Genomic DNA, 18,282 nt, shown 5'->3' with positions numbered 1-18,282 from the left:
TTTGTCATCGCGCTTTAGGTTGTTGTTTGGGCATAATCTTTTCGGAAAACCGCTGCACGCTTTTCCGAATCATGCTCTAGCGCGAGCGAACCGTAGATGGCCTTTCCTTTCCCAGAGCCCAGCTTGGCGCGGCGACGCCAGATCTGGCGCAAGCCGCTTGTGCTGACCTTGATCGGGATCGCCCTGTGCGGCTGCTCGTTCGATCTGGGCTCGCTGGGGCCGGAGAAGGACAAGCCGCAGGAAGCGCCGAAGGCGGCCGCCGCGCCTGAAAGCGCCGTCAGCGCCGCCAATGTCGCCGAGGCCCAGACCCATACGGCAAAAGCGCAAGCCTTCGCCAAGTCGGGCGAGACGCAGGCCGCGCTGGACGAGTTCAATCGCGCCGTCGCCCTCGATCCCTATAATGCGCAGGCGCTCTACGGCCGCGCCCTGCTCTATCAGGGCAATAACGAGCACGACTTCGCGATCGCCGATTTCGGCGCCGCCAGCGGGCTCAATCCGCAGAAGGCCGAGCCGCTGCTCGGCCGCGCCGTCAGCTATCTTGCCATCGGCAAGGTCAAGGAGGCGGCGGCCGATCTCGACGAGGCCTCCGAAGCCGATCCGCACAATGCTCAGGTCTGGACGATCCGGGGACAGGCCTATGAGCGGCTGGGCGAAAAGGCCAAGGCGGCGGCGTCCTACAACAAGGCCGTCGCGCTGCGCCCACGCGATGACGCCGCCCGCAGCGGCTTGGCCCGCGTCGGCGGCTGACAGTCATTGGACGGCGTAGAGCATGATCCGGAAAAGTGTGCAGCGGTTTTCCGAAAAGATCATGCTCAAACAAAGAGCTAAAGCGCGATGACGATTCAACCCAATCTCATCGCGCTTTAGACGCCGTCCTGGTTAGTCGGGAGTGGCGCTCTTCGGCAGCACCGCGTGGAACATCGACTTCATGCCCGACAGCATGTCGTCGGCGACGTTGGTCTTGGGGCGCGGCATTGGCGCGCCGGCGTCGGCGCGCAGATCGAGCGGCGGGGCGATCACCGGGACCGGGATATCGGCCGGCGGCGTCAGCCGATTCGGATTGTCGTTGCCGACCGAGGCCGTGTAGGGCGGATTCGCCTGCGACGCGGCGCCATTGCCATAGGCCTCGGGCGACGGCGTCGACACATTGATCGGCGGCGGCAAGGGGCGCACCGTCGTCGGCACTGTCGTCACGACACGGGGAGCCTCCGGCGTGCGGGATGCTTCCTGCACGGCAGGCTCCGGCGTCCTCTCGGCCGGCTTGGCTTCGGCAGGCTTGGCTTCGACAGGCTTGGCTTCGGTCGATTTGGCCTCGGCAGCCTTCTCGGCAGCCTTGCCCTCAGGCGACTTGCGCAGGCGTTCGATGGCGGCCCGGGCGAGATCGTTGGCGTCGGGGGTCGCGGCCGGAGCGGCCGGCGACGAACTGGCCTCGACCACCGGCGCAGCGGCGGGCGCCGCCGGACTGGACGTGACGGGGGAGGACTTGGCAACGGCCTTCTCATGCGCCGGGGTGCGGCCGCGCGAGGCAGCCTCGTCCGCAGCCTTGGTGTCGGCAGCCTTGGTGTCGGCAGGCTTGGTGTCGACAGCCTTGGTGTCAGCAGGCTTGTCGGCCGCCGGCTTGTCCGATCCGCTCTTGTCGGAAATGCTCTTCTCGGAAACGCCCTTGGCTTTCACGCCGGGGCCCGGGAGGTTGGCCACGCCAGCGGGCTTCTTGCCGGCGTCGGCAGGTGCCACGACTGCGGCTGGCGTATCCGCCGCCGGCCTCGCATTGATGTAGTGGTTAACGATGTAGGCCCCGATGATCGTCGCGAGCACCGAGGGGAAAATATCCATCGAGATTTTAGCGAGGTATTTCAGCATTTCTCGGCTACTCCCCGCGTGATCTGATGCGGGAACTTTGGGGCATTGTAAGGGATCAACTGCGACGGATCGATGGCAAAGGTTACGAGCGCCTTACGCCTTCAGCTCAATCTCAAGGAACACGATGTCGGTTGAGGTTTCGTTAAGTACGTCATGTTGGACGCCGGCTTTGCGGAAGTAGGATTTTCCCGCCGCAAGCTGCGCCTTGGAACGCTCCCCGCCCGGCGCCACGATGGTCATTTCTCCGCCGACGACGGGAACAATCACATAGTCCATTCCGTGGGTGTGATGCCCGGTGGCGCTGCCCGGGGCAAGCCGCCATTCGGTCACCCGGACCTCGTCATTGTCGATCTGAACCTCGGAGCTGGCGGCAAGCATCTAGAACCTCGCTTAAGGCGAATCGGCTCAGGGCACGAAGACCATGAACGCGTAGACGGCAAATACCACCATATGGACCAGTCCGAACAGGACATTGGTCCTGCCGGTGCCGAAGGTCAGCATGCTCAGCAAGAATGTCAGGAACAGCAGCACCGAGCTCTGGGCATTGAGCCCCAGCACCAGCGGCTGCTCGATCACATAGGTGGCGAGCCCGACCGCCGGAATCGTCAGGCCGATGGTCGCCAGCGAGGATCCCAGCGCCAGGTTGATGCTTTTCTGAAGGTCGTTCTTGCGGGCGGCGGAGATCGCGGAGACGCCTTCCGGCATCAGGATCAGCAGCGCGACCAGGAGGCCCGCAAAGGCCGGCGGAGCGCCGATCCTGTCGGCGACGGCATCCACCACCAGCGAGAATTTCTTGGCCAGCAGCACGACGGCCAGGAGCGAGATCAGGAGCAGCACGATGCTCAGCGCCAGCAGCTTGCCCGGCAGATGGGCCTCGCCGCCCTCGCCCTCGGTCCGCTCATGGACGAAATAGTCCTTGTGCAGGACGGTCTGGGTGTAGAGGAACACGCCATAGAGCACGATGGTCACGAGGTCGACGAAGCCGAGCTGAAGCGTCGAATAGACCGGGCCCGGCGTCGTCAGCGTGTAGTTCGGCATGATCAGCGTCAGGGTCGCGAGCGCAATCAGCACGCTGAGATAGACGTTGGCGCCGGAGACCTGAAATCCCTGCTCGCGATAGCGCAGCCCGCCGATGAACACGCAGAGGCCGACGAGGCCATTGCAGACGATCATCACCACCGCGAACACGGTGTCGCGCGCAAGCTCCGGCGCAGGCTTGTCGCCGAGCATGATGGTGGTGATCAGCGCGACCTCGATGATGGTCACCGCAAGCGTGAGCAGCAGCGTGCCGAACGGCTCGCCGATCCGCTCCGCGATCACCTCGGAATGATGCACGGCCGCGAACACGGTGCCGAACAGGATCACCAGCAGGACGATCGCAAACACGCCGCCGCCCGTCGATAGCGTAAAGCTGTAGCCGGTCACGGTGACGACCAGGAACAGCAGTACCGCCAGCGCGGGAAAGACCCAGGACGACCGTGGCATCGGTCCGTGTGCGCTCATGCAGGCTATTCCTTGGTTGAACGCACCGATTATGCGCGAGAAGATCGCGCCCGTCAGCCCTCAAGAGCCGTTGATGAAGCCTCGTGCGATCTCGATCATGCCAAGATTGACGAGATCGTCATGCCCGCCCTCGGGGATCCGAACGAACTGCTTCGGCCACGAGGATGATGGCGATCCATTTCAGGAATGTCATCGCAGTCCCGTCATTGCTGAGTTCAGGGCTTGCGACGGCTCTTGAGCAATTGGAGGACGTCGGACCGGATGCCCAGGGGGATCTCTCGACAACCGCACGCCGCGGCATGAGCAGCGTGCCAGGCGATGCGCTGCTCGCGCGTCGCCTTCGACGGCATGCGATGGGACCGGTGCCACTCCTTGTTCAGGGCCACGGTCCCCCTCGCTGATTACATCGCCTTGACGATGTTCTCGGTGACCTTCTTGGCGTCACCGAGCAGCATCATGGTGTTGTCGCGATAGAACAGCGGATTGTCGATGCCGGCATAGCCCGACGCCAGCGAGCGCTTGATGAACATCACCGTGCCGGCTTTCCAGACCTGCAGCACCGGCATGCCGTAGATCGGCGAGGTCTTGTCCTCTTCCGCCGCCGGGTTGGTGACGTCATTGGCGCCGATCACGAAGGCGATGTCGGCCTGCGCGAATTCGGAGTTGATGTCCTCGAGCTCGAACACCTCGTCGTAGGGCACGTTGGCCTCGGCCAGCAGCACGTTCATGTGGCCGGGCATGCGGCCCGCGACCGGGTGAATGGCGTATTTCACCTCGACGCCTTCCTTCTTCAGCATGTCGGCCATCTCGCGCAGCGCATGCTGGGCCTGCGCCACCGCCATGCCGTAGCCGGGCACGATGATGACCTTGGAGGCGTTCTTCATGATGAAGGCGGCATCGTCCGCCGAGCCGAGCTTTGCCGGCTTCTGCTCGCCGGTAGCCCCACCGGCCGCAGCGGTCTCACCGCCGAAGCCGCCGAGAATGACCGAGATGAAGGACCGATTCATCGCGTGGCACATGATGTAGGACAGGATCGCGCCCGACGAGCCGACCAGCGCGCCGGTGATGATCAGCGCCGAATTGCCGAGCGTGAAGCCGATGCCGGCCGCGGCCCAGCCGGAGTAGGAGTTCAGCATCGAAATCACGACCGGCATGTCGGCGCCGCCGATCGGGATGATCATGAGCACGCCGAGCGCCAGCGCGAGAATGACGTTGAGCCAGAAGAACACCGGGCTGCCGGTGACGACGAGCCCGACAATGCAGGCGACCAGCGCGACCGCGAGCGCGACGTTGATCACGTGCCGCGCCGGCAGGATGATCGGCGCACCGCTCATGCGGGCCGACAGCTTCAGGAACGCGATCACCGAGCCGGTGAAGGTCAAGGCGCCGATGGCGACGCCGAGCGACATTTCGACCAGGCTCTGGGTGTGGATGTTGCCGGGGGTGCCGATGTCGAAGGCCTCCGGCGCATAGAATGCACCCGCCGCGACCAACACCGCGGCCATGCCGACCAGGGAGTGGAAGGCGGCGACCAGTTCCGGCATCGAGGTCATCGGCACGCGGCGGGCGATGACGGCACCGATCGTCCCGCCGATGGCGATGCCGACAATCACCAGCACCCAGGCGAGGCCGTCGGCCGGCGGATGGTTGGCAAGCGTCGTCGCAACCGCGATCGCCATGCCGATCATGCCGAGCAGATTGCCCTGGCGCGAAGAGGCCGGGCTCGACAGCCCGCGCAGCGACAGGATGAACAGCACCCCCGCCACGAGATACAAGAATGCAGAGAGATTGGCGCTCATCTCAGGTCCCCATTGATCCCATCAGCCCGAGGTGGCCGCTTACTTCGACTTCTTCTTGTACATCGCCAGCATGCGCTGGGTGACAAGGAAGCCGCCGAAGATGTTGATGCAGGCAAAGATCAGCGCGACGAAGCCGAAGGCGCGCGCCCAGCCCGAACCGCTCGAGACATTGGCGACCCCGCCGGCAAGCAGCGCGCCGACCACGATCACCGAGGAGATCGCATTGGTGACGCTCATCAGCGGCGTATGCAGCGCCGGCGTCACCGACCACACCACGAAATAGCCGACGAAGACGGCGAGGACGAAGATCGACAGCCGGAAGATGAAGGGGTCGACGACCTGTGCAGCATGCTCCATGACGGATCTCCTTACACCTTCGGCTGGAAGTTCGGGTGGATGACGGCGCCATCTTTGGTCAGCGCAGTGGCCTTGACCAGCTCGTCGTCCCAATTGACGGCGAGCTTCTTCTCTTTCTTGTCGACCATGGTCTCGATGAAGGAGAACAGATTGCGGGCATAGAGGCTGGAGGCCGAGGCCGCGACGCGGCCCGCGACATTGGTGTAGCCGACGATCTTGATGCCATCGATGTCGACGACCTCACCCGCCTTGGCACCCTCGACATTGCCGCCGCGCTCGACGGCGAGATCGACCAGCACCGAGCCCGGCTTCATCGACTTGACCATCTCGCCCGAGACGAGTTTCGGCGCCGGACGGCCCGGGATCAGCGCGGTGGTGATGACGATGTCCTGCTTCTTGATGTGCTCGGCGGTCAGCGCGGCCTGCTTGGCCTGGTACTCTTTCGACATCTCCTTGGCATAACCGCCGGCGGTCTGCGCGTTCTTGAACTCCTCGTCCTCGACGGCGAGGAATTTTGCGCCGAGCGATTCCACCTGCTCTTTCGTCGCAGGTCGCACGTCGGTCGCGGTGACGACGGCGCCAAGACGGCGCGCGGTTGCGATCGCCTGGAGGCCGGCCACGCCAACGCCCATCACGAACACTTTCGCGGCAGGCACGGTGCCGGCCGCGGTCATCATCATCGGGAAGGCGCGGCCGAAGGCCTCGGCGCCCTCGATCACGGCGCGATAGCCGGCAAGGTTCGCCTGCGAGGACAGCACGTCCATGACCTGCGCACGGGTGATGCGCGGCATCAGTTCCATCGCGAAAGCGCAGACGCCGGCTTCGGCCATCGCCTTCAGCGCAGCTTCATTGCCGTAGGGATCCATGATGGCGATGACCAGCGCGCCGCGCTTGTATTGCGACAGCTCGGAAGCCTCGGGACGCTTCACTTTGATGATGATGTCAGCATCTTTCAGTGCATCGGCGCTGACGGTGGCGCCGACCGCGGTGAATTCGGAATCAGGCAGGCCCGATTTGACGCCGGCGCCCGGCTCGACGGCGATCTCGGCGCCCAGCGCCTTGAACTTCTTCACCGTATCAGGCGAAGCGGCAACGCGCGGCTCCGACGGATCGATTTCCTTGGCAACGGCGATCTTCATAGGCCCTCCGGCGACGCGGGACAAAGCGCGCACGCGAACTTAGCGTCACTCCCGCAACGTTGGATACCGGTTTTGGCACCGGCTTGAATGCAAATTTTATGAGCACCGACGACGATGTCGGTGCAACAGGCGATGGATCAGGTCAGGAAGATCGCCATCAGGATGACGATGAGCGCGACCGAGGCGGTGCCGTACTTCACCAGCTTGATGAAGCCCTCATAGGTCTGCTCGTGGGCGACGTAGTCGTTGCCGTCGGCGGTGCTGTACGCCACTTCGCTATGGTCAGCCATGGAATGTCCCCAGTCGAAAGCCGAATTCTTCGGCTGGGATACCTTAAACCTTCGGGCAGGGCAACGGCACCGAGGCGCGGTTTTCCCACAAATCGGTTCATTTGGATTCCCAATCGGTTAGGAAGCCCGCTTCGCCCTCAGCCCATCGCCTCCAGTTCGTCGATCATGCCGGCGATGACGGAGAGGCCCCCCTCCCAGAACTTGGGGTCCTTGGCATCGAGCCCGAACGGCCGCAGCAGCTCGGAATAGTGCTTGGTGCCGCCGGCGGCGAGCATGTCGAGATAGCGCTCGGCGAAACCTTCGGCCGCATGCTCGTAAACCGCATAGAGCGAGTTCACGAGGCAATCGCCAAAGGCATAGGCGTAGACGTAGAACGGCGAATGGATGAAGTGCGGGATGTACATCCAGTAGTTCTCGTAACCCGCCTTGATCTCGATCGCGGGCCCCAGACTCTCGCCCTGCACCGACAGCCAGAGCTCGCCGAGCCGTGTCGCGGTGAGCTCGCCGTTCTTGCGCTCGGTATGAACGGCGCGCTCGAAGGAATAGAACGCAATTTGCCGCACCACGGTATTGATCATGTCCTCGACCTTGCCGGCGAGCAGCGCCTGGCGCTGTTTTGTATTTTTGGTCTGGGCAAGCAGCCGCTTGAACGTGAGCATCTCGCCGAACACACTCGCGGTCTCCGCCAGCGTCAGCGGCGTCGGTGCCATCAGCGCGCCGTTCTTGGCCGCCAGCACCTGGTGCACGCCATGGCCAAGCTCATGGGCAAGCGTCATGACGTCGCGAGGCTTGCCCTGGTAGTTCATCAGCACATAAGGGTGTGCCGACGGCGTGGTCGGATGCGAGAATGCGCCGGGCGCCTTGCCCGGCCGCACTGGCGCGTCGATCCAGCGATCGGTGAAGAAGCGCTCGGCAATGTCGGCCATTTTAGGCGAGAAGCCGCGATAGGCCGTCAGCACCATGTTGCGCGCATCGGGCCAGCCGATCACATCGGTCGCGGCGAAGGGCAGCGGCGCGTTGCGGTCCCAATAGGCCAGCTTCTTCTTGCCGAACCACTTTGCCTTCAGCGCGTAATAGCGATGCGAGAGCTTTGGATAGGCCGCGCGGACCGAGGCGACCAGCGCATCGACCACCTCGCGCTCGACGCGGTTGTTCAGATGGCGGGAATCCGCAACATCCTTGAAACCGCGCCAGCGGTCGGAGATATCCTTGTCCTTGGCGAGCGTGTTGGTGATCAGCGCAAAGGTGCGCTCATTGGCCTTGAAGGTTTTCGCCAGCGCTTCCGCCGCGGCCTTGCGCTTGGCGCCGTCGCGGTCCTGCAGGAAATTCAGCGTCGGCTCGATCGCCAGTTCCTTGGCACCGACCTTGAAGCGGAGACTCGAGATGGTCTGGTCGAACAAACGGTTGAAGGCCGAATATCCGGTCTGCGCCTTTTCCAGGAACAGCTGCTCGAGCTTGTCGTCGAGCTGATACGGCTTCTCCTTGCGCAGATCCTCGATCCACGGACGATAGTGCGCGAGCTCAGGGGCTTGCAGCGCGCCGGTCAAAATATCGTCATCGATACGGTTGAGCTCGAGCGCGAAGAACAAGAGATGCGTCGAGGCCGCTGTCAGCCGCTCGGAGACATCGCCGTAAAACTTTGAAATCGCAGGGTCCACGCTGTCGCCGGCGTGAACGAGACCGGCATAGGAGCCGAGACGGCCGGCGAGATCGTCGATCGCCTCATAGCGCCGCACGGCTTCCGCGAGCCATTTTCCGCCATCTTCGTTTGCTGTGCCTGTTGCGAGCTTGCCCTTGTAGTCGGTCTCGAACGCGACGCAATCGGCATCCATCTTTTCGAGATCGCGCGCCACTTCCGGCGCGTCGATCCCGGAATAGAGATCGGCGAGGTTCCACTCCGGAAGCTTGCCCGTCTTGCTCACAGGCTTTGCGGAGGGTTTTGCCTTGGCAGCGGATTTCTTGGCAGCGGATTTCTTGGCGATGGATGTCTTGGCGGCGGATGTCTTGGCGGCGGATGTCTTGGCGGCTGGTTTGCGGACAGCAGTCTTGGAGCGCGACTTCATTGTGTGGGAAACCTGTGTTCAACGATCGCTGCGGCGGGCGGGGGCATCAAGATTTAAGAGTGCGTTAATCGGCTTCGGCCAGAGTGACCCGATTCGAGACAGATAGTAGTAGCGTGCGGGGAGCACCATGGCTGCCAGTATTTTGATCGCCGACGACGACGCCGTAGCTCGCCGCCTGGTCGAGAACATGGTGCAGAAATGCGGCTATGAAACGGTCGTCGTCGAATCCGGCGACGCCGCGATCGCGACCCTCACCGGTCCCGACGCCCCCGCGATCGACGCGGTGATCCTCGATCTCGTGATGCCCGGCCTCGACGGCATGGGTGTGCTGGCAAAAATCCGCGAGGCGGGCCTCAGCGTGCCCGTCATCGTACAGACCGCCCATGGCGGCATTGACAACGTCATCTCGGCAATGCGCGCCGGTGCGGCCGACTTCGTGGTCAAGCCGGTCGGAATGGAGCGGCTTCAGGTCTCGCTTCGCAACGCGCTGAATGCCTCCGCGCTCAAGGGCGAATTGCAACGCATCCGTCACAGCCGCGAGGGCCGGCTGACCTTCTCCGACATCATCACGCGCGCCGAAGCGATGGCGCCGGTGATGCGCGCGGCCCAGAAGGCGGCAAATTCATCGATCCCCGTGCTGATCGAAGGCGAGTCCGGCGTCGGCAAGGAGATGTTCGCGCGCGCCATCCATGGCAGCGGCGAGCGCAAGGCCAAGCCCTTCGTCGCGGTCAATTGCGGCGCGATTCCCGACAATCTCGTCGAGTCGATCTTGTTCGGCCATGAGAAGGGCGCCTTCACCGGCGCAACCGAACGGCACACCGGCAAATTCCTCGAAGCCCATGGCGGCACGCTGTTCCTGGATGAGGTCAGCGAGCTGCCGCTGACTGCACAAGTCAAGCTCCTGCGCGCACTGCAGGAGGGCGCAGTCGAGGCCGTCGGCGGCCGCAAACCCGTCAAGGTCGACGTCCGCATCATCTCCGCGACCAATCGCAAGCTTCTGGACCGGGTCAAGCAAGGGCACTTCCGCGAAGACCTGTTCTATCGCCTGCACGTGCTGCCGCTGACGATCCCCTCGCTCAAGGCCCGCCGCGAGGACATCCCGCATCTGCTCAGGCATTTCCTGGCGCGCTTTGCCGCCGAGGAGAACCGCGCGATCTCCGGCGTCAGCGGCGAGGCCGTGGCGCATCTCACCCAGCTCGACTGGCCCGGCAACATCCGCCAGCTCGAGAATGCCGTCTACCGCGCGGTGGTGATGAGCGAGGGCGACCAGCTCGGTCTCGACGATTTCCCGCTGCCGGGCCCGCATCCGCATTCGGCGACGGAGATCCCGACCGCGCCGCTGATGATCGAGCCGATCGCAGCGCCCTCCGTGGTGTCGGGTAGCGAAATACCCATCGCGCCGCTGCCTCAGACCGGATCGCTCTCGATGCTCACCCCGACCGGCGATGTTCGCCCGCTGGAGGAGATGGAGAGCGAGATCATCCGCTTTGCGATCTCGCACTACCGCGGACAGATGTCGGAGGTGGCGCGCCGACTCAGGATCGGCAGGTCCACGCTGTACCGCAAGCTCGACGAAGCCGGGGTTCCCGGACATGGCGGGAAAAGCGGCGAGGAGACGCACTGAACCTCATGCGAACGGGGGTTCGCGCGCCTCAGCGATGCGCCTGCAACCCGTTGAATTACGGCAAAATTCGGCTTCGGCCGAAACCGTGACTTGGAAGTGACAGAGGGCCGGAAAAGCGTGCGGTGAAACCGCACAATCCGTTGCAAACGGTCTGTCTTGAAGTCAGTTTGTGGTCAGTTTCCCGGGGTAGTGCTAGCTGCAAGAACGGGGCCTGTATATCGTCTGCGTAGGAATCGTTGTGTGCAGGCGTGCAAGTTTCGAGAGGCCGGCGCGATTTAGCCGAAGCTCAATTAGGCGAAAACGAAAGCTGTTCCACGAGGGACAGTTCACCCGAGGGGTGCGATACAATGCGTGACTGTTTGAACCACCGTGCAGGCTTTGACCGCGTTCTGGCGGCGGTCGCAGCGACCTTCCTCACGGTGTCGGCCGGCTCGGCGCTGGCACAGGACCAGGCGCGCAGCAGCGCTGCCGAACTTGCGATCGAAGCCGCGATCCCGCGCCCCGAGCCCGCAAACGTTCCGCCCCCGACCGCGTCCGACATCAAGCTCGACACCACCGCCACCGTTCAGGACGGCCCCAAGGACGTGGTCAAGGAGCCTGTGAAGGCCGAAGCCGCTCCGGCCGCGGAGAAGGTGGAGACCAAACCTGCCGACATCGCCACGACGCCCGCCGCCGACACACCGAAGAGCGAGACGGTGACGAGCGAACCCGCCAAAACCGAACCCGCCAAATCTGAACCGGCAAAGGCTGACACGGCCACCGCGCCGACTGCCGCTCCCGCTGCACCTGCGGCGGCAGCCGCAACCCCGGTCGCCGAGCCGGTCAAGGCCGCGAGCAACGTTCCTGCCGCCGACCAGCCGGTCGCCGACAAGATCAAGGACATCCTCGGTTCAAAGACCTCGCGCCATTTCGACCGCAAGAACGAACGTGCCGCTGCCGAGAAGTTTTATGGCGCCCGCGACTTTGCGCCGGTCTGGACGCAAGCCGGCAGCCTGACCGCCGCGGCCAAGGGCGTGATCGCGCGGCTGAAGGACGCGGCTTCCGACGGCCTCAATCCAGCCGACTATCCGGTGCCTGACTTCGCCGCCGCCACGACGCCTGATGCGCTGGCCGATGCCGAGCTGAAGCTCACCGCCAGCATGTTCGACTATGCGCGCCAGGCGCAGAGCGGCCGCATGCACTGGTCGCAGGTCAGCGCAGATATCCTCTATCCCGAGCATCCGATCGATCCGAGCGAGGTGATCACCAAGGTCACGACGGCGGCTGACGCGTCCGTCGCGCTCGACAGCTACAATCCGCCGCAGAAGCTCTACAAGGAGCTGAAGGCGCAGCTCGCCAAGCTGCGCGGCCAGGGCGACGGTCCGGTGATCGAGATCACCGACGGCCCCGCGCTGAAATACACCCCCGCCAGGGGTAAGAAGCAGGCTGAAATCGTCGTGCAGGATCCGCGCGTGCCACAGCTTCGCGCCAAGCTCGGCATCACCGAGAACGCCAGCGACGACCACTATGACGCCACGGTTGCCGAAGCCGTACGCAAATTCCAGGACGGCGCCGAGCTGAAGGCGACCGGTGTGCTCGACACGCCGACCGTCAAGGCCCTGAACAGCCCGAAGCGCGACAAGCAGATCGACACCGTGGTCGTGAACATGGAGCGCTGGCGCTGGCTGCCGCGCGACCTCGGCGTGCCCTCGCTGGGCGATGCCTACGTCATCCTCAACATTCCCGACTATACGCTGAAGGTGATGCAGCACGGCCAGCAGGTCTGGACCACCCGCGTCGTCACCGGCAAGCCGGGCCAGCACGCTACGCCCCTGCTGACCGAGACGATGAAGTATATTACGGTCAACCCGACCTGGAACGTGCCGCCCTCGATCGTCTATGGGGAATATCTGCCGGCGCTGCAGCAGGACCCGACCGTGCTTCAGCGCATGGGCCTGAGGCTCGAGCAGAACCGCGACGGCTCGGTGCACATTTCGCAGCCGCCCGGTGAAGCCAACGCGCTCGGCCGCATCCGCTTCAACTTCCCGAACAAGTTCCTGGTCTATCAGCACGACACGCCGGACAAGCACCTGTTCGCCAAGGAAGATCGCGCCTTCAGCCATGGCTGCATGCGCGTGCAAAATCCGGATCAGTACGCTTCGGTGCTGCTCAACATCACCATGCCGAACGAGCACTACACCCCGGAGCGCGTGCGCAGCATGTATGGCTCCGGTGAGATCGACCTGAAATTCCCGACGCCGATCCCGGTCAACATCACCTACCAAACCGCGTTCGTGGACGATGGCGGCAAGCTGCAATTCCGCAAGGACGTCTATGGCCGCGACGCGACCATGATCAGCATCCTGAAGAACGGCCGCGGCAAGGACCTCGAGAACGTCGTCGCCCATTCGCAGCCGAGCTATTCGCGCCCGGCAACGACGCTGCCGTCAGGCGTGACGTTCGCCAATAATGGCGGCTCGTCGGGGCTGAACTTCTTCGAGCGGCTGTTCGGTGGAGGGGCTCCGACCCCCCCACCGGCTCCGGTCGGCCGTCGGCCGCAGCGGGTGTTTACCCGCTGAGATCAGGTCCGCGCCTCAACTCCCTAATTTCTTCAATAAAATCAGCGACCCTTTCCTCTGGATAGGGTCGCTTAACGTTAACCATTGTCCGCCCGAGTTCCGGCTGCTGGCGTTTTTTTGCCACACTCAACCGCTTAGGATCGTCGTCTGACTTGGTTTGGGGGCGGGAAGGTCAACCTCGAATTAACCTTCTCGTTTTAAGAAAGCGTTCACCCTCTTTCGCGCGCTAACGGGGTTGGCGGGAGAGTCCATTGAACGCTCGTCGACTGGGTGGGCTCATACGTGCTGACTGGTTTCGCACGCAAATTCGCTGCGTTGTCGTTGTCCCATGCGGGAGTGAAGGTCGGATCTCGGATCGGCCTCGCCTCGCTGGTGCTGCTTGCGGCTGCCGGCTCGGTTCATAACGCCGCGGCGCTGAACGAAACCAAGACCCTCTCCTTCCACCACACCCATTCCGGCGAAGACCTCACCGTCACCTTCAAGCGCGACGGCCGCTACGACGAAGCCGCGCTGAAGACGCTGAACCATTTCCTGCGCGACTGGCGCACCCAGGACGAGACGGTGATGGATCGTCACCTGTTCGACATCCTCTGGGAAGTGTATCGCGACGTCGACGGCAAGCAGCCGATCCAGATCATCTCCTCCTATCGCTCCCCCGCCACCAACGCCATGCTCCGCCGCCGCTCCTCGGGCGTGGCGCGGTTCAGCCAGCACATGCTGGGCCACGCGATGGACTTCTACATTCCGGGCGTGCCGCTGGAGCAGATCCGCTTCGCCGGCCTGCGCCTGCAGCGGGGCGGCGTCGGCTTCTACCCGACATCAGGCTCGCCCTTCGTGCATCTGGACACCGGCAGCATTCGGCACTGGCCGCGCATGACGCATGACCAGCTCGCCCGCGTCTTCCCGGACGGAAAGACGGTGCATCTGCCGACCGACGGGGTGCCGCTGAAGGGCTATGAGCTGGCCAAGGCCGAGATCGAGCGGCGCGGCGATGGCGACGACGGCGCCAGCAAGCCGGGCTTCTTCGCCTCCCTGTTCAGCAGGGGCAAGCAGGCTCCGGCAGCCAGTACCGATGAGGATGACGAGGGCGCTCCCGCCCCGACCGCCAAGCCGACCGTGGTCGTCGCCGCAAGCAAACCCGCCGATCCGGTACCGACGCCACGCGCCAAGCCGTCCGCCGCCTCCGCCATCCAGCTCGCCTCGGCCGATGCCCCGCTCGTTGCACCGCCCAAACCCAAAGCCGAGCCGAAGCCCGAGCCCGTGGCTGACAAGCCGGCAGCCGGCAAGCTCGAATCCCCGGCCGACATCATCAATGCCCGCGGCTTCTGGGATGCTCCGGCCACACCGCAGCAGGCGACACCAGCGCAGATCGCCGCATTGAAGGCGCGCCAGGCGCTTGCCGCCGCGACAGATCCGCAACCGACCGCGAGCGTCTCCAGTGCCGCCTATCAGGCGCTGGCCTTTGCACCCGCTTCTGCTTCGCCCGTCGACCGGGCCCGCGTCGTCGCCGCCTCGGCGCCGATCCCGCGCGGCGCGCGTCCGGCGTCCACGGCCCGCAACGGTGCGCCGGCCACCGAGATCAACAGCGTCGTCGGCAAGAGCACCGACGGCATGATCGCAACCGCAACCCGCCTCTCCGCCGCCAAGGGCGAGAGCATCTGGCTCAAGATCGTGATGCTGTCGCCGAGCGCCAGCCGCGCGATGTCGGTGACGCTGATGGGCGAGCTCGATATGGCGGCGATGCGCGCCTATTTCGTCAAGCCGCAGGCCGTGGTCGCAATGGGCTTCACCGACGATCCGATGCAGGGCCTGTCCTGCGACAGTTTCTCGGGCAGCGCGACGACGAAGATCGAAACGACGTCGTTCGTCATGCGCACGGCCGCGCTGCGCTGAGACGGATCGCCTTCACCCTCTCGTAGCCCGGATGGAGCGCAGCGCAATCCGGGAATCGCGCCACAAGCGATGACGGCCCCGGATTTCGCTGCACTCCATCCGGGCTACGGCAATGCTGCCTGAAGCGCGAACGCCTCAGATCATTCCGAGCGCCTGCATGTAGGTCTCGAGAATCGTCTCGGCCTCGGCGCGCTCGTTGGGGTCCTGCTTGCGCAGGCGCACGATAGTGCGCAGCGCCTTGACGTCGTAGCCGTTGCCCTTGCTCTCGGCATAGACGTCGCGGATGTCGTCGGAGATCGCCTTCTTCTCTTCCTCCAGCCGCTCGATGCGCTCGATGATGGATTTGAGCTGGTCCTTGGCAAATTTCGTCGCGGGCTCGTCGTCGCGGACGGCGGCGGAGGTGGCCATCTTGGTACTCCCAATGGAACTGGCAAAACGAGGTGACGCCGGCATCCTCACCGCGCGTGCTGGGTAGACCCTTAGGGTTGGCGCCTGCCGCGTTCAAGCAAGCATCACGCTCGTCCACAGCGCGCCCACAGGAGATGATGTTGTCGTTCCGGGACGCCCGCAGGGCGAACCCGGAATCTCGAGATTCCGGGTTCGATGCTTTGCATCGCCCCGGAATGACGGAACGAAAACACTCAGTGATTGTGGGGATGGACCTTCTTCATCGCCTCGAGCTGCCCGGGGCTCGCCGTGCCCTGGTACTTCGCCTTCCAGGTCTCGTAGGGCATGCCGTAGACGGCTTCCCGGCTCTCATCCTTGCTCAAGCTCACGCCTTGGGCATCCGCGGCGTCCTTGAGCCAGTTCGACAGGCAGTTGCGGCAGAATCCGGCCAGATTCATCAGGTCGATGTTCTGGACGTCGGTTCGCGTCCTCAGATGATCGACCAGCCGCCGGAACGCGGCCGCCTCGAGCTCCGTTCTGGTTTTGTCGTCGATGGCCATGGCAGGATTCCTCGGCTGTACCTTGATGGCGGTCACCCTTACGGGATCAAGTGGGGTGCTGTCACAGATTTTGCCATATCGCGGCGCAAACGGCGGCTGGGCCAGTGGGCAGTTCCCCGGGGCCTACGCCAAATCGTCAATCATCTGGTATACGTTCCGCGACAATGATCGCCGAATCTCCCCGCTCCCCCCTTCGCCTGCTCGCCCTGATAGTCCCGGTGCTGGCCGTTGCGCTGCTGTGCTTCTGGGCCAGCCCGGCCTCGGCGGACTTCCGCCTCTGCAACAACACCTCAAGCCGGGTCGGTATCGCGCTCGGCTACAAGGACGCCGACGGCTGGACCACCGAGGGCTGGTGGAACATCTCGTCCCGCTCCTGCGAGACCCTGCTGCGGGGTACGCTGGTCGCCCGCTACTATTACATCTATGCGATCGACTATGACCGCGGCGGCGAATGGTCGGGGCAGGCCTTCATGTGCTCGCGCGACAAGGAATTCACCATCCGCGGCACCGAGGACTGCCTGGCGCGCGGCTATGACCGGACGGGCTATTTCGAGGTCGACACCGGCGAGCAGCGAGCCTGGACGGTGCAGCTCACCGACGCCAACGAGCAGCCTTCGACGCAGCAGCGTGTCCCCGGCATGCCCGGCCCTGTCGGCCCTGGTGGCGGCGTCCCGGGTTTGCCCAATAGTCCGCCCGGTGGTACGCCCCCCGCCGCACCTGGCCTTCCGCCAGCCCCCTCGCCACCGTCTGGGAATAAGCCATGAGGCGTCTTCGCCGTATCAAGATTCTCGCGACCCTCGGACCTGCCTCGTCGGACCTCGCGATGATCCGCCGCCTGTTCGAGGCCGGCGCCGACGTGTTCCGCATCAACATGAGCCACACACCGCATGACAAGATGCGGGAGCTGGTGGCGACGATCCGCAATGTCGAGAGTAGCTACGGCCGCCCGATCGGCATCCTGGTCGATCTCCAGGGCCCGAAGCTCCGCCTCGGCGCCTTCGCTGAAGGCGCGGTGCAGCTTCAGAACGGGCAGACCTTCACGCTGGATTCCGACAAGGCGCCGGGCGATGCCACCCGCGTCAACCTTCCCCATCCGGAGATCCTGGCCGCGCTGCGGCCCGGCCACGCGCTGCTGCTCGACGACGGCAAGGTGCGGCTGATCGCCGAGGAGACCACCAAGGAACACGCGGTCACGCGCGTCGTGGTCGGCGGCAAGATGTCTGACCGCAAGGGCGTCAGCCTGCCCGACACCGACCTGCCGGTCTCGGCGATGACGCCGAAGGACCGCGCCGACCTCGAGGCGGCCCTCGTCACCGGCGTCGACTGGATCGCGCTGTCCTTCGTGCAGCGCGCGGACGACGTGATCGAGGCCAAGAAGATGATCCGCGGCCGCGCCGCCGTGATGGCCAAGATCGAGAAGCCGCAGGCGATCGACCGCCTCGCCGACATCATCGAGGCGTCCGACGCGCTGATGGTGGCGCGCGGCGACCTCGGCGTCGAATTGCCGCTCGAGCGCGTGCCGAGCCTGCAGAAGCAGATGACGCGGATGGCGCGCCGCGCCGGCAAGCCGGTGGTGATCGCGACGCAGATGCTGGAATCGATGATCCAGTCGCCGGTGCCGACCCGCGCCGAGGTCTCCGACGTCGCCACCGCCGTCTACGAGGGCGCCGACGCCATCATGCTGTCGGCGGAATCGGCCGCCGGCAAATTCCCGGTCGAGGCGGTCTCGACCATGAACCGCATCGGCGAAGAGGTCGAGCGCGACCCGACCTACCGGTCCGTGATCACCGCCCAGCGGCCCGCGCCGGAATCCACCGCAGGCGATGCCATCGCGGACGCCGCGCGTCAGATCGCCGAGACGCTCGACCTGCCCGCCTTGATCTGCTGGACCTCATCCGGCTCGACCGCGGTGCGCGTGGCGCGCGAGCGGCCGAAGCCGCCGATCGTGGCGATCACGCCCAACATCACCGCCGGCCGCAGGCTTGCTGCCGTCTGGGGCGTGCATTGCGTGGTGGCGGAAGATGCGCGCGACCAGGACGACATGGTGAACCGCGCCGGCCAGATCGCCTTCCGCGACGGTTTCGTTCGCGCCGGCCAGCGCGTGATCATCGTCGCCGGCGTGCCGCTCGGCATTCCCGGCACCACCAACATGGTGCGCATCGCCTCCGTCGGCCCCGAGGGCGACGCGAATATGTGAGGCGGCCGCCGGCCGGCCGAGCCAAACTGCGAAAACAACCCCATGCACAGTA

General features: G+C 64.7%; 17 protein-coding genes. 6 read left to right on the top strand and 11 right to left on the bottom strand.

The window, feature by feature from the left end; translation table 11 throughout:
- The first annotated feature begins 96 nt into the window (after positions 1 to 96).
- Positions 97 to 747: a tetratricopeptide repeat protein gene (locus tag XH80_RS43420; protein ID WP_333969078.1), complete on the top strand. Its 651-nt coding sequence runs from the start codon at positions 97 to 99 to the stop codon at positions 745 to 747.
- A gap of 132 nt (positions 748 to 879) precedes the next feature.
- On the opposite strand, the gene XH80_RS43415 is transcribed toward XH80_RS43420, so the two are convergent.
- From XH80_RS43415 to XH80_RS43375, 9 genes are all read right to left on the bottom strand, one after another.
- Positions 880 to 1,860 (bottom strand): hypothetical protein, encoded by a 981-nt coding sequence (locus tag XH80_RS43415; RefSeq protein ID WP_271603904.1) that lies wholly within the window; start codon positions 1,858 to 1,860, stop codon positions 880 to 882.
- 93 nt (positions 1,861 to 1,953) lie between these two features.
- A complete protein-coding gene (locus XH80_RS43410; protein WP_057757303.1) occupies positions 1,954 to 2,238 on the bottom strand; it encodes a cupin domain-containing protein in 285 nt (94 codons plus the stop codon).
- A 27-nt stretch (positions 2,239 to 2,265) separates the two neighbouring features.
- Positions 2,266 to 3,363, bottom strand: coding sequence for a calcium:proton antiporter (locus tag XH80_RS43405; RefSeq protein WP_271603903.1), 1,098 nt, complete (start codon positions 3,361 to 3,363; stop codon positions 2,266 to 2,268).
- Positions 3,364 to 3,578: 215 nt separating this feature from the next.
- Positions 3,579 to 3,749 (bottom strand): hypothetical protein, encoded by a 171-nt coding sequence (locus tag XH80_RS43400; protein WP_271603902.1) that lies wholly within the window; start codon positions 3,747 to 3,749, stop codon positions 3,579 to 3,581.
- Between the two features lie 15 nt (positions 3,750 to 3,764).
- Positions 3,765 to 5,162 carry an NAD(P)(+) transhydrogenase (Re/Si-specific) subunit beta gene (locus XH80_RS43395; RefSeq protein ID WP_271603901.1) on the bottom strand — a complete coding sequence of 466 codons (1,398 nt, stop codon included), beginning with the start codon at positions 5,160 to 5,162 and terminating at the stop codon, positions 3,765 to 3,767.
- A 39-nt stretch (positions 5,163 to 5,201) separates the two neighbouring features.
- Positions 5,202 to 5,519 carry a proton-translocating transhydrogenase family protein gene (locus XH80_RS43390; protein WP_014492434.1) on the bottom strand — a complete coding sequence of 106 codons (318 nt, stop codon included), beginning with the start codon at positions 5,517 to 5,519 and terminating at the stop codon, positions 5,202 to 5,204.
- An 11-nt stretch (positions 5,520 to 5,530) separates the two neighbouring features.
- Positions 5,531 to 6,658 (bottom strand): Re/Si-specific NAD(P)(+) transhydrogenase subunit alpha, encoded by a 1,128-nt coding sequence (locus tag XH80_RS43385; RefSeq protein WP_220003293.1) that lies wholly within the window; start codon positions 6,656 to 6,658, stop codon positions 5,531 to 5,533.
- A gap of 137 nt (positions 6,659 to 6,795) precedes the next feature.
- Positions 6,796 to 6,948 carry an aa3-type cytochrome c oxidase subunit IV gene (locus XH80_RS43380; protein WP_018317799.1) on the bottom strand — a complete coding sequence of 51 codons (153 nt, stop codon included), beginning with the start codon at positions 6,946 to 6,948 and terminating at the stop codon, positions 6,796 to 6,798.
- A gap of 137 nt (positions 6,949 to 7,085) precedes the next feature.
- Positions 7,086 to 9,011: a M3 family oligoendopeptidase gene (locus XH80_RS43375; protein ID WP_271603900.1), complete on the bottom strand. Its 1,926-nt coding sequence runs from the start codon at positions 9,009 to 9,011 to the stop codon at positions 7,086 to 7,088.
- A 127-nt stretch (positions 9,012 to 9,138) separates the two neighbouring features.
- On the opposite strand from XH80_RS43375, the gene XH80_RS43370 reads away from it, so the two are divergent.
- The 3 genes from XH80_RS43370 to XH80_RS43360 all read left to right on the top strand — a co-directional run bounded on the left by XH80_RS43370 (position 9,139) and on the right by XH80_RS43360 (position 15,086).
- On the top strand, positions 9,139 to 10,635 hold the full coding sequence (locus tag XH80_RS43370) for a sigma-54-dependent transcriptional regulator (protein ID WP_271603899.1): 1,497 nt from the start codon (positions 9,139 to 9,141) through the stop codon (positions 10,633 to 10,635).
- A gap of 347 nt (positions 10,636 to 10,982) precedes the next feature.
- A complete protein-coding gene (locus XH80_RS43365; RefSeq protein ID WP_271603898.1) occupies positions 10,983 to 13,193 on the top strand; it encodes a L,D-transpeptidase family protein in 2,211 nt (736 codons plus the stop codon).
- Positions 13,194 to 13,475: 282 nt separating this feature from the next.
- Positions 13,476 to 15,086, top strand: coding sequence for a DUF882 domain-containing protein (locus tag XH80_RS43360; protein WP_271603897.1), 1,611 nt, complete (start codon positions 13,476 to 13,478; stop codon positions 15,084 to 15,086).
- 135 nt (positions 15,087 to 15,221) lie between these two features.
- Here the strand turns inward: XH80_RS43360 and XH80_RS43355 are convergent, their stop codons facing one another.
- Positions 15,222 to 15,494, bottom strand: coding sequence for a DUF2312 domain-containing protein (locus XH80_RS43355; RefSeq protein WP_008546273.1), 273 nt, complete (start codon positions 15,492 to 15,494; stop codon positions 15,222 to 15,224).
- Positions 15,495 to 15,727: 233 nt separating this feature from the next.
- Positions 15,728 to 16,033: a DUF1244 domain-containing protein gene (locus XH80_RS43350; RefSeq protein ID WP_057757289.1), complete on the bottom strand. Its 306-nt coding sequence runs from the start codon at positions 16,031 to 16,033 to the stop codon at positions 15,728 to 15,730.
- A 164-nt stretch (positions 16,034 to 16,197) separates the two neighbouring features.
- Between XH80_RS43350 and XH80_RS43345 the strand changes: the two genes are divergently transcribed.
- The gene (locus tag XH80_RS43345; RefSeq protein WP_271603896.1) at positions 16,198 to 16,797 is read left to right on the top strand and encodes a DUF1036 domain-containing protein; all 600 of its coding nucleotides are present in this window, start codon (positions 16,198 to 16,200) and stop codon (positions 16,795 to 16,797) included.
- Positions 16,794 to 18,230 carry a pyruvate kinase gene (gene pyk, locus XH80_RS43340; RefSeq protein ID WP_271603895.1) on the top strand — a complete coding sequence of 479 codons (1,437 nt, stop codon included), beginning with the start codon at positions 16,794 to 16,796 and terminating at the stop codon, positions 18,228 to 18,230. Before XH80_RS43345 ends, pyk begins: the two co-directional genes overlap by 4 nt.
- The last annotated feature ends 52 nt before the right edge of the window (positions 18,231 to 18,282 follow it).

Source organism: Bradyrhizobium sp. CCBAU 45384, assembly GCF_028128665.1.
Classification (GTDB): Bacteria; Pseudomonadota; Alphaproteobacteria; order Rhizobiales; family Xanthobacteraceae; genus Bradyrhizobium; species Bradyrhizobium manausense.
Note: the sequence above shows the minus strand (reverse complement) of the source record. Positions and strands in the feature narration are given on the sequence as shown.